This window comes from Streptomyces albipurpureus (assembly GCF_023701525.1).
Taxonomy (GTDB): Bacteria; Actinomycetota; Actinomycetes; order Streptomycetales; family Streptomycetaceae; genus Streptomyces; species Streptomyces albipurpureus.
This window is the reverse complement of record NZ_JAMQAW010000052.1, coordinates 144,245-156,189: the sequence shown is the minus strand read 5'-3', so window position 1 is coordinate 156,189 and position 11,945 is coordinate 144,245. Positions and strand designations below refer to the sequence as shown.

Genomic DNA, 11,945 nt, shown 5'->3' with positions numbered 1-11,945 from the left:
TCAAACGCCGGACGGGCTGGGGTGGGTTTCTTGGCGGGGGCCTTGCTTCGGTGGAGGTGACCGTGTCCTGGGGTCTTGGGTGCCTCGGCTGGGCGACCCCGTGTCGGTTGTCCTCACCCGGGGTGGGGGGTTCCGTCCTCAAACGCCGGACGGGCTGAGGCGGGACCCCTGGCAGGGGCCTTGCCTCGGTGGAGGTGACCCTGCCCCAGGGTCTTGGGCGCCCCGGCTGGGCGACCCCGTGTTGGTTGTCCTCACCGGGGGTGGGGGGTTCCGTCCTCAAACGCCGGACGGGCTGAGGTGGGTCGCCGTGGGGGGTGCTTGTCTTGGTGGGGGCTGCCCGTGCTCAAGGTCGTGGGTTTCCTGTCGTGAGGGTCTTGTCCTTTTGGGGTTGGGGGGTGCTATCGGGGGTGACTCCTCAGCGTCGACGGCCTGATGCGACTCCGAGCCGACAAGGCTGCCTTGCCGTCGATCGCTTCCGGGGACACCCCCTGCGCGCCCCCACGCCCAAGCCCGGTTCCTCTTGCGCCGAGGTACCTGCTTCGGGAGGCGCCCACATGTCGGCCACGCTGCCCTGAGGTCTTGTTCCCTGGGGGAGGGTCAAGGAACGGGGCGTCACCGCCCTCGCGAGTCCCGTTCCCCGTGGGGGGCATGGGGGAAGGTCATCGCCCGTAAGACGTGCTTCCCCGTGAGGGCTTGAGAGGGTGAGCCGGGGCCTCTTGGCGTGGACGGACCGGCTTTACGTTGGCCTCTACGCGCCCACGGGCACTGGATACTCGATTCTGGAGCTGTGGCAGGGCTCATGGCCTACTCCACATCCTCATCTTGACCAGGAGAGCCGGCTGCGGGTGTCACCCCGCACCACCTCCACGCGCCCCAGGGATCAGAAAACCCGCGGGCCCTGGCGCCCCTGCGGGGAGCGAGACACCGGAGTACCGGGGTTCAGGAACCGCCCAGCTCCCCCAGCGGACCAGACAACCCAAGCACCGCTGAGCTTCACTCAGATACATCAAGACGCCAGTGGACCCTCACGGACGAGTACCTCACGGCTGGGGATACCGACACCCCCCCAAAGGACCGCTGACCTCCGCCGGGACAAGTACCTCAAGGCTGGCGGTGCTGCCTGCGGATGGGGGCGCGCAGGGGGTGTCCCCGGAAGCGATCGACGGCAAGACCCGCATGCCGACACGGAGCCGCTTCGGGCCGTCGACGCTGAGGAGTCACCCCCGATAGCACCCCCCAACCCCAACAAGACAAGACCCCCCAGCCCGAGAAACCCAAAACCCCCACCAAAGCCAGAACCAAGCAACCCCAGCCCGTCCGGCGATCCGCCTCAGCCTGTCCGGCGTTTGAGGACGGAACCCCCCACCCCCGGTGAGGACAACCAGCACAGGGACGCCCAGCCGGGGCATCCAAGACCCCAGGACCGGGTCACCTCCACCGAGGCAAGGCCCCTGCCAAGAAACCCGCCTCAGCCTGTCCGGCGTTTGAGGACGGAACCCTCCACCCCCGGTGAGGACAACCGACACAAGACCCACCAGCCGGGGCACCCAAGTCCTCGGGGTCGGGTCACCTCCACCGAGGCAAGGCCCCTGCCAAGGAACCCGCCTCAGCCTGTCCGGCGTTTGAGGACGGAACCCTCCACCCCCGGTGAGAACAACCAACACAAGACCCCCCAGCCGGGGCATCCAAGACCCCAGGACACGGCCACCCCGACCGAGGCAAGGCCCCCGCCAGGGACCCCACCTCAGCCCGTCCGGCGATTGAGGACAGCCCCCCGGTGAGGACAGCCCCAAGCTCAGGCCCCCGTCGCATAGCGCAGCAGCGCCTCCGCCTCCCCCCGCAACTCTTCCGTGGAGAACGCGTCCAGCACCCCCTGCGCCCGCACCCGTGCCCCCGCGGCGTTGCGGAGGTCCGCCTCCAGCCAGCCGGCCAGGAGTTCTGCCTTTGCGCGGTCCTCCGCACAGGGCTCCCCCAGGGAGGCGAATACCTCGATCGCCTGCTTCGCGTAGGACAGGGCCTCTTCATAGGCAGCTCGGGCGGCTTTGGCCCGGGCCTCGTCTTTGTCTCCGGGCTCGCCCTCGGCCGCGTTGACCAGTAGTTCGCCCATCTGGCGGTAGGTCTCGGCCTGCTCCGCGCACATCCGCTCGCGGTCTTCGGTGGATGTCAGCCCGGGCAGGGCCGTTTCGCATTCGGCGGCCGCCGACAGCATGAGGTCGCCCGCCGCGGTGGGGCCCGCCTGTCCTTCCCGGAGTGCTAGCCAGGCCCGTACCCGCATGCTGCGGGTCAGCGCGTGGACGTCGCCCAGCTCCCGCCACAGTTCGCCCGCACGCCGGTATGCACGTTCCGCTTCGTTGTTGAGACCGGCTCGGTAGAGCGCTTCCCCGGCCAGGTTCGCCAGCATGGCGTGATCCCGCTGCTCCGGCCATTCCCGGGCGATGTCCGCGGCCTTCAGCCAGTGCTCCGCCGCCGCCCGTGGATCGTTCAGCACCGTCATGCAGTCGCCGAGCCACCACAGCGTCTGCACGACGGTCCCGTCGCCGTGCTCATCGGCGGAGAGTTCGGGCAGCACGGCTTCCAGGATGACGGCCCCTTCGTCCGCTCGGCCCAGCCGCAGCAGCAGGCCGCCGAGTCGGTGCCGTGCGTATGCCCCGAAACCTGCGGCTTCGCCCGCTTCATCGGCCCAGTGCGCGGCTTGGAGGGCATGCTCGATGGCCTCCTCGAACTTCGCCGAATCCGGGTCCCCCGCATCAGTCAGGTAGTCGACCAGTTGGAGGTGGAGCCGGGCCTGGCCACCGGAGTGGGCGTACTCCCTGGCGTGTTCCAGGGCGGTCCGGGCCGCGGTCTCCGCACGTTCGCTGTCGCCCAGCGCCTTGCGTGCGCGGGCGAGTTGCGAGTACACCTCAACCGCGTACCAGGGGCAGCCGGTCGCCTCATAGACCTGTGCTGCCCGTGTGTACAGCTCTGCCGCCTCCGCCGCACCGCTGCGGAGGGCGGCGATATCGCCGAGGTACCCCAGGACTTCCCCGATGGTCACGCCCACCCTCGGCACCGCGGCGTGGGGCTCGGTGAAGGCGAGGTGTTCTCGTACGGACTTCTCCAGGGCGGCGATGGCGGACTCGCTGCCCTGCGTCAGGTTGAGGCGAACGTTCAGGATGCGAGAGCGGTACAGCAGGATCTGGCTCGCCTGGTGGGCGGCTGCCTCGTCCTTCGAGGACCGGGCTGAGATGGTGCCGAACGCCGTCGTCACCTCGTCCAGTGCCTTGTCGATCCGCTCGTCGGACGGTTCGTCGCGGCAGCTGATGTGGGCGGCCCTTGCCCTGGCGACCAGGGCCAGGCCTGGCTCGTCCGCCGTCTCGTACTGCTGCGCGGCCAAACCGAGGTACGCCAAGGACTGCGCGGTTGTCTGGCGCCGCTCCCTCCCCAGGAAGTCATGGAGCTCCGCCTGCGCCAGACCATCGAGCTCAATATGCCCTTCCGCGACCGCCGCCGCGACCGCCTGCCACGCTGCCAGTGCGTCCGGTCGCTGTGCCGCGGCGAGTTCTCGGGCCCGGGTCACCAGCGAGACGGCAGGGGCGCTGTCCGAGGGGGGTGCCACGGCGACCGGGACAGCGGGAGCAGCGCTCACGGGTCGGCTCTCGCGCAGCCCCAGCGGTAGCCGCTCCAGCAAGGGGGCGCGGTCCATCCGCTGGCGTACCCCATCGCTGATGTGGGTGTTGTTGTTGCGCTTGTCGAAGCGGGTGGCGAGCTGAAGGGCCTCATCACGGGCGTATCGGGCGAGTTCCGCCGCGGTCCAGGTTCGGTCGCCGGGGCCTGGGACGCTCTGCTCGCCGTGGCCGAGCAGTACGAGGCGTTCGGTCAGCAGGGCGGTCACCGCGAGATAGCTGAGCAGACTGTCCGGCTCCCCGGTCTGGGTGAAGTACGCCGGGCGCTCCGCCAGGATCTCCAGACCGCGTGCCTCGTTCCCGGTCAGCGCGCAGAACTCCACGTGTTCCGCCACCGCGTTGCGCATGGACTCCATGGGCCGTACCAGCCGAAAGCCCCGTAGATGGTGGGCCCGTGCCTCATCCGTGCGGCCGAGCCTGAGCAGGGGGATCAGGGACTCGGCGAGTACGGCGTGTGGTTCGTGGGCGCAGGTGAATTCGCCCTCCAGCACCGGGCGCCAGTTCTCCAGGGCGGCTTCGTCCTGGCCGATGTGAGACAGCCAGGCGCCCTGGGTGTGCAGTTCACAGGCCCGGCAGTCGCTCTTCTCATCGCGATCAGCCGCCAGCCAGCCCGCATAGGCGCGTTCGGCTCGCACACGGTCGCCGAGGTGGCGCGCGATCCGGAGTTCCCCTTGGCGTACGGCGCGCTCCGAGTGGCCGGCGAACCGGTACCGCCGATCCATCTCGGCCTGCCACTTCTCGATGGAGTCGAGCGGGATGTGCGGCTGGTTGATCATTCCGCTGGAGACCCATTTGAACATCCAGAACAGGCTGTGGGTCTGCTGGCCGTCGAAGTCCTCGGGCCGCTCCTCCCACAGCCGCAACAGCCGGGCGAACGGGACGAACATCTTGTCCGCCTCGGAGCTGTAGTTGTAGACCATCATCAGATGGTGGAGACCGTCGATCAGGAGATCGATGTCGCCCGATTGTTCGATATCGGCGAATATCCGCTCCGCGCGGGCATTGCGGGCCTGGCCCTCGGGCTCGTCGTAGTTGTCCCGCAGTGCCTGGCGCAAGGACGGGGCGTCGATGGTCATCGGCCGTTCTCCTGGTCGTGCGTGGCCCACTCCAGCAGGCCGATGAAGGCTCGGTTGAGCAGCGCCGAGTCGGCGGGGCGCAAGGGGCGCTGGGCCATCAGCAGTGCCTGCCCGTACAGCGCCTCCGTCGCTGTCGCAGCCAGCTCCGTATCGCCAAGGGCACTGACCCGGCGGATCAGCGGGTTGAGATGGTTGAGCACCAGCCGTGCTCGGGGAGTGCTACCCCGCAACGAACCGAGGATGCCTGCCCACAACTCCCCGGCCTCTTCCTCGGCTTCGGCACGGGAGCGCTCATGGCGCGCGGCACGATCGTCGAGATGGAGGGCGGGCACGGTCAGCGGATGGAAGGCACGCAGCACGACATCGCAGTTCAGCGCGTCGAGCTTGGCGCGAGCGACGGCCAGGAACCCCGCCAGGGCCAGCTCCTGCGCCGGGTCCACGGAGTCCAGATGCGCGGTCACGGTGTCCGCGTCCAGTTCGCTGACGACCGTCCCTGAACGAATGTTCGGCAGCTGCTCGACCAGTTCCGTGTCGTAGGTGTATCCGCCGTTGACGACCCCGATGCCCTGCGCCGCGGCGATCGGAGCGACCTGCCGAAACTCCTCGACCGTTCGGGTGAAATGCACCATGGGATGGCGCTGGGCGAACTCCTCCAGCGATACGGACCCGTCCGTGGTCTCGAACGGCAGCCACGGCAACATGGTCCGCAGCATCTCCGGGTCGTGTCTGGCCAGCGACTTCACCCCGAGGTGGTGTACGGCCAGAAACTCTGAGAGCCGCTCGGGATCACCCGCGGCCAGGCCCGTCAGCCACTCTCTGATCCGCCCGCCGAGCGCCTCCCGTACGGCGGCGAGCGTCTCGTCCTCGTAGAGGGACTCACGGGACGCGGTGGGTCGCAACGAGTCGGTGTCGATCACACAGCGTACGAAGAAGGCCCACTCCGGCAGGAGTTCGTCGGCCTTCTCGGTCAGCAGCATCCCCTTGAGATGGACTCGGTGGCCCACCCGCTGCGCCGGGGAGACGGAGGAGGGCAGCACATAGGCCACCCCACGCACCCCGGCGAGTGGAACGCTGAGGTCGATCGAGTCGAGCGGGGTGAAACCGAAGAGCTCGTGACAGTGCCCGGCGAGCGCGACCCGGCGGGCGCTGGGACTGGGGTGGGAGCGGTCCCAGGGCGCCGGGAGATCGGTGACGGCGCGGTCGCCGACCCTGATGTCGTACGGCAGCAGCCGGCCGAAGTCCCGGGCCAGCGCGAACACCCGCTCCTCGGCGAACCAGCCGGCGCTGCCTGGCCGGGCGGCCAACTCCACCGTGGTCCCCGGCTCGGGACGTGCGTCATCGGGCAGCGTACGCACGGTGTAGGAACCGTCGTCGCGCGCCGACCACTCCACGGGTGCCGCACTCGGGGTGCGCGCCGATCTGCTGATGACCCGGATCTCGGACGCCACGACGAAGCACGCGAGCAGTCCGATGCCGAACTGCCCAAGGAAGTTCGCCCGTGCCGAGGCGATGCCCTCCGTGCCGTCGGCGCCCGCGCGTTTGGAGCTGCGACCGATGGTGGCGAGCAGGCTGTGGACGTCCTCCTCGGTCAGACCGATACCGGAGTCCTCGATGCGCAGCCGCCCGTCATGAACGGACAGCCGGACCCGTGCGGGCGCGTCCGAGTACTCCAGCCGGCGCGCGGTGATCGCGTCCACAGCGTTCTGGAGCAGCTCGCGCAGATAGACCTTCGGGCTCGAATACAGGTGGTGGGAGAGCAGATCCACCAGGCCGCGCAGATCGACCTGGAAGGTGTGCGGGGTGGTCGCGGACGCATGTGCGGTGGTGTCAGAAGTCATCGTCGCTGCGCCGGTGGAGGGAGAGGGGCGGCGCGGGTCGGGCGATCCCGTGGGGCGGTGACCGCGAGGTGGGAGGGTGGCCGGGTGTCGCGCCATCCTAGGGGCCGCCGCACAGTCACGACCAGGACTTATCCACAGGTGCGGACGGTTGTCGGTGCGGTGGTGTGCAATAGAACGCGTGCCCGTGCTCGATGAATCGCTCCAAGAACCCCTGAAGAAGTCGCTCGGACCCGCCACCGCGAAGGTGCTGGCCGAGCACCTCGACCTGCATACGGTCGGCGATCTGCTGCATCACTACCCCCGCAGATACGAGGAGCGCGGTCAGCTCACCCGGCTCTCGGACCTACCGCTCGACGAGGATGTGACGGTGGTGGCGCAGGTCGCCGATGCCCGTGTTCACACCTTCAACGGCGGTCGGGGAAAGCGCCTGGAGATCACGATCACCGATGGCAGCGGCCGGCTTCAGCTGGTCTTCTTCGGCCGTGGTGTGCACCGGCCGCAGAAGGAGCTGCTGCCCGGCAGCAGGGCCATGTTCGCCGGCAAGGTCTCGGTGTTCAACCGCAAGCTGCAGCTCGCCCATCCCAGCTATGCGAAGTTGGGCGGCCAGGGGGAGGCCGCTGATCCAGCGGATTCCGCGGAGGGGGTGGATGCCGAGTCATGGGCGGGCGCTCTCATCCCGATCTATCCCGCGTGCAAGGGCATGGAGTCGTGGAAGATCGCCAAGGCGGTGGACGCGGTACTGCCCCGCGCTCAGGAGGCGATCGATCCCCTGCCGCCCACGCTGCGTGACGGCCGCGGCCTTGTCCCCCTCCCGGAGGCCCTTCTCAAGATCCACCGTCCGGCGACCAAGGCGGATGTGGAGGACGCCAGGGCCCGGCTCAAGTGGGACGAGGCGTTTGTCCTGCAAGTGGCACTGGCCAGGCGCCGGTTCGCCGACACCCAGCTGCCCGCCGTCGCCAGGGGACCCGTCGCCGGCGGCATGCTCGATGCCTTTGACGCACGGCTGCCCTTCACCCTCACCGACGGCCAGCTCAAGGTCACCCAGGAGATCTTCGACGATCTGGCGGCCGAGCATCCGATGCACCGGCTGCTCCAGGGCGAGGTCGGTTCGGGAAAGACCCTGGTCGCCCTGCGCGCCATGCTGACCGTGGTCGATGCGGGCGGTCAGGCTGCGATGCTCGCCCCCACGGAGGTCCTGGCACAGCAGCACCATCGCTCGATCGTGGAGATGATGGGCGATCTCGCCGAGGGCGGCATGCTCGGCGGCGCCGAGCGGGCCACCAAGGTCGTGTTGCTGACCGGCTCCATGGGGGCCGCCGCCCGGCGCCAGGCCCTGCTCGATCTGGTGACCGGCGAGGCCGGCATCGTGATCGGCACCCATGCCCTGATCGAGGACAAGGTCCACTTCCTTGACCTGGGCCTGGTCGTCGTCGATGAGCAGCACCGCTTCGGAGTGGAGCAGCGGGACGCCCTCCGCGCCAAGGGCCCTTCCCAGGGCGAGAAGCGGACCCCGCATCTGCTGGTGATGACCGCCACCCCCATCCCGCGGACGGTCGCCATGACGGTCTTCGGCGATCTGGAGACCTCCGTCCTGGATCAGCTGCCCGCCGGTCGCTCACCGATCGCCAGCCATGTGGTCCCGGCCCAGGACAAGCCGCATTTCCTGGCCCGGGCCTGGGAGCGGGTGCGCGAGGAGGTGGACAAGGGCCATCAGGCGTATGTCGTCTGCCCGCGCATCGGTGACGACGAGGACGCGAAGCCCAGGAAGAAGACGGCCGAGGACGAGGCCGAGAAGCGGCCACCGCTGGCCGTCCTGGACATCGCGGAGCAGTTGAGCAAGGGACCGCTGAGCGGGCTGCGGATCGAGGTGCTGCACGGACGGATGCCACCGGACGACAAAGACGCGGTCATGCGGGGCTTCGCCGCAGGGGAAGTGGATGTGCTGGTCGCCACCACCGTCATCGAGGTCGGGGTGAACGTGCCCAATGCCACCGCCATGGTGATCATGGACGCCGATCGATTCGGCGTCTCCCAGCTGCATCAGCTTCGGGGCCGGGTCGGCCGGGGCTCCGCTCCGGGGCTCTGCCTGCTGGTGTCGGAAATGCCCGAGGCCAGTCCCGCCCGGGCCAGGCTGGGTGCGGTCGCCGCCACACTGGACGGCTTTGAGCTCTCCCGGATCGACCTGGAGCAGCGCCGGGAGGGCGATGTGCTCGGCCAGGCCCAGTCCGGGGTTCGATCCTCGCTGCGGATGCTCACGGTCATCGACGACGAGGAGATCATCGCCGAGGCCAGGGAGGAGGCCGTCTCGGTGGTGCGCGCCGACCCTGAGCTGGCGAGTCTGCCCGGTCTGCGTACCGCGCTCGACGCCCTTCTGGACAACGAGCGCGAGCGCTATCTCGACAAGGGCTGAGAGACTGATCGCCAAGGATCGGACCCGGGCGGTACGGCGATCCCTCCCGTAGCTGATCTGCGCTCGCCCCGCCGCCCGGCCCGTCGAGGACCACGACCCACTCCGTAAGGACTGAGATGACCCGCGTGATCGCCGGTACGGCCGGCGGACGCCGCCTCGCCGTCCCGCCCGGCACCGGCACCCGCCCCACGTCCGACCGTGCTCGTGAGGGCCTCTTCTCCAGTTGGGAGTCGTATCTCGGCTCGTTCCAGGGGGTCCGGATCGCCGATCTCTACGCGGGTTCCGGCGCGGTTGGCCTGGAGGCGCTCTCCCGGGGCGCATCCCACGCCCTCCTGGTCGAGGCGGATGCCCGAGCCGCCCGTACGGTCCGGGACAACGTCCGGGCGCTGGGCCTGCCGGGAGCCGACGTGCGTACCGGCAGGGCTGAGCAGGTCGTGGCTGGACCCACCCCTGACAACCCCTATGACGTGGTCTTTCTTGACCCTCCCTACGCCGTCAGTGACGACGATCTTCGGGAGATTCTGCTCACACTCCGCACCCAGGGGTGGCTCACCGACGATGCGCTGGTCACCGTGGAGCGAAGCACCAGAGGCGGAGCCTTCACCTGGCCGGCTGGTTTCGAGCCACTGCGGGCCCGTCGCTACGGCGAGGGGACGTTTTGGTACGGTCACGCCGCCTCTCTCAGCGATGAGGCTTCCACCTGCGAAAACGCCCCATGACCGGACCGGAGAGCGAGGGACTTCCAGTGCGCCGCGCAGTCTGTCCGGGGTCATTCGACCCCATCACCAATGGACACCTCGACATCATTGCCCGCGCCACCAAGCTGTACGACGTCGTACATGTCGCGGTGATGATCAACCAGTCCAAGCAAGGACTCTTCACCGTCGATGAGCGGATGGATCTGATCCGCCGGGTGACAAGTGAGTACGGAAACGTATCTGTTGAGTCCCACCACGGCCTGTTGGTCGACTTCTGCAAGGAGCGGGACATCCCCGCCATCGTCAAGGGCCTACGAGCGGTCAGTGACTTCGACTACGAACTCCAGATGGCCCAGATGAACAACGGCCTCTCGGGTGTCGAGACCCTCTTCGTGCCCACCAACCCCACCTACAGCTTTCTCTCCTCCAGCCTGGTCAAGGAGGTGGCGGCGTGGGGCGGTGATGTCTCCCATCTGCTGCCGCCGGCCGTCCATGAGGCGCTGACCAGCCGTCTTGCCGAACGGAGAGAGGGAAAGTGACCGCAAGCGCCCCAGAAGCGGCCGGTATATAGCGCTCTGATGGCTCGTCAACCGGTGCCCAACGGACTCTGAGGGGGTTTGTGAGGGCTTCCGTCGCCGTACAGTCTTCCCGGTCCATCTCGTTTGAGATGGACGCGGCTCAGGCGTACCAGGCAGAGAGTGGCGAACCACGGTGGACGTGCAGAAGAAGCTCGATGACATCGTTGAGACGATCGGTAGCGCGCGATCGCTGCCCATGTCGGCGTCCTGCGTGGTCAACCGCGCCGAACTGCTCTCCCTGCTGGAAGAGGTGCGTCAGGCACTGCCCGGCTCGCTGGCCCGGGCCCGGGAACTGATCGGAGATCGGGACCACCTGGTCGCCCAGGCCCGCTGGGAGGCCGAGAAGATCATTGAGAGCGCCCATGCCGAGCGGGACTCGCTGATCTCGGACACCCGGGTGGCCCGCCAGTCCAGGGACGAGGCGGAGCGGATCCTGGCTGAGGCCCGCGGCGAAGCCGAGGAGATCCGGGCCGAGGCGGATGACTACGTCGACTCCAAGCTCGCCAACTTCGAGGTCGTCCTCGCCAAGACCATCGGCTCGGTCGACCGAGGGCGGGAGAAGCTGCTCGGGCGAGGGGCCAGGGCGGGCGGGCACGACTTCGACGGCCCGCCCGGCCCCGGTGATCCGCTCAGCTCGGGCCACCGGCCGCCGCTGGGCCCGGAGAGCTCAACCGGCGCTGCCGACCCCAGCGGCCCGGGCATCCCCGAGTACGGCCCGGACCCGGCGACCCTGGTGCGACAGGCCGATGAGTATGTGGACGCCAAGCTCGGTGCCTTCGAAGCGGTACTCGGCAAGACCCTGGAGGCCGTCGGTCGAGGCCGGCGGAAACTGCACGGGCCGGCCGTGGACGGTGCGCTCGGTGAGCACATGGCCGCCCAGGACGCGGCGGGTGTGCACCAGCAGGGCAGTGACACCAGCGACGCCGACTATCTGGCCGGTCTCGCCGAGCTGGCCGATGAGGAGCCAGGCCTGTCCCGGCGACCGCGCCGACCTCAGCCGGCCACCGACGCTCCCCAGGGGACCGGATCCGAGCGCCCCACCCCGCACGCGCCCGAGCGACCCCGCCATGAGCCCTTCGCGCCCCCGATCCCCGCCGGCCCCGCGCCCCACCAGCCCCCCGAGCGTCAGCCCGCGCCCCCCGCTCCGTATGAGCCCTACGCGCCCCCGCGCCCGGACGGTCCCGCAGCCGGTGAGCAGCACCCGGCCGCTCACCGAGCCCCGGGACCCTCGTACGAGCAGCGCCCCTCGGTGTGGCAGATTCCGCACCAGCAGGACCTTCCCCACCAGCAGGAACCGGGCTCCTACGCGCCCCGACCCCAGCAGGCCTACGAGGGGCACTCCCCGGACCCCTTCGCCGGGTACCGGCCTCAGGTCCACCATGACCAGTACACCGCCGCGGACGGTCACGCCCATCGGGATCAGCCGGAGCACCCTCCCCGCCGGCAGCCGGCCGCACTCGATGAGACCAGCCTCTTCGACACCGGGATGATCGACCTCGACCGGCTCCGTCCCTATGAGGAAGGTCGCTGAAACCGGCCCGTCCCCGGCACCGGATTGGGCCTGAGGCGGCCCGTGAAGTATCCTGGTTCTTCGGTCGCACAGGTTTGGCGATCTCGGCTGCCCGCTTCTTCCCTCAGTGCCCCCAGGGGCTCGCCGGAGAATTCGGGACAGCTCCTCCCTCA

General features: G+C 69.2%; 6 protein-coding genes. 4 read left to right on the top strand and 2 right to left on the bottom strand.

Annotated features, from left to right (window positions below; genetic code table 11):
* Window positions 1-1,795 precede the first annotated feature (1,795 nt).
* Window positions 1,796-4,738 carry a tetratricopeptide repeat protein gene (locus NBG84_RS32690; RefSeq protein ID WP_250923307.1) on the bottom strand — a complete coding sequence of 981 codons (2,943 nt, stop codon included), beginning with the start codon at window positions 4,736-4,738 and terminating at the stop codon, window positions 1,796-1,798.
* Complete coding sequence (locus tag NBG84_RS32685) at window positions 4,735-6,576, bottom strand: HSP90 family protein (RefSeq protein ID WP_250923306.1); 1,842 nt, start codon at window positions 6,574-6,576, stop codon at window positions 4,735-4,737. The genes NBG84_RS32690 and NBG84_RS32685 overlap by 4 nt, the downstream gene beginning before the upstream one ends.
* Window positions 6,577-6,754: 178 nt before the next feature.
* On the opposite strand from NBG84_RS32685, the gene recG reads away from it, so the two are divergent.
* From recG to NBG84_RS32665, 4 genes are all read left to right on the top strand, one after another.
* Window positions 6,755-8,986 carry an ATP-dependent DNA helicase RecG gene (gene recG, locus NBG84_RS32680; protein ID WP_250923305.1) on the top strand — a complete coding sequence of 744 codons (2,232 nt, stop codon included), beginning with the start codon at window positions 6,755-6,757 and terminating at the stop codon, window positions 8,984-8,986.
* A gap of 116 nt (window positions 8,987-9,102) precedes the next feature.
* On the top strand, window positions 9,103-9,705 hold the full coding sequence (gene rsmD, locus NBG84_RS32675) for a 16S rRNA (guanine(966)-N(2))-methyltransferase RsmD (RefSeq protein WP_250923304.1): 603 nt from the start codon (window positions 9,103-9,105) through the stop codon (window positions 9,703-9,705).
* A gap of 26 nt (window positions 9,706-9,731) precedes the next feature.
* On the top strand, window positions 9,732-10,223 hold the full coding sequence (gene coaD / locus NBG84_RS32670; protein WP_250923303.1) for a pantetheine-phosphate adenylyltransferase: 492 nt from the start codon (window positions 9,732-9,734) through the stop codon (window positions 10,221-10,223).
* A gap of 172 nt (window positions 10,224-10,395) precedes the next feature.
* Window positions 10,396-11,793 (top strand): cell division initiation protein, encoded by a 1,398-nt coding sequence (locus tag NBG84_RS32665; RefSeq protein WP_250923302.1) that lies wholly within the window; start codon window positions 10,396-10,398, stop codon window positions 11,791-11,793.
* Window positions 11,794-11,945: the final 152 nt, after the last annotated feature.

Excerpts from the sequence above, each read along its gene's own strand:
- rsmD (WP_250923304.1), top strand. The coding sequence starts at position 9,103 with ATGACCCGCGTGATCGCCGGTACGGCCGGCGGACGCCGCCTCGCCGTC.
- NBG84_RS32690 (WP_250923307.1), bottom strand. The coding sequence starts at position 4,738 with ATGACCATCGACGCCCCGTCCTTGCGCCAGGCACTGCGGGACAACTAC.
- NBG84_RS32685 (WP_250923306.1), bottom strand. The coding sequence starts at position 6,576 with ATGACTTCTGACACCACCGCACATGCGTCCGCGACCACCCCGCACACC.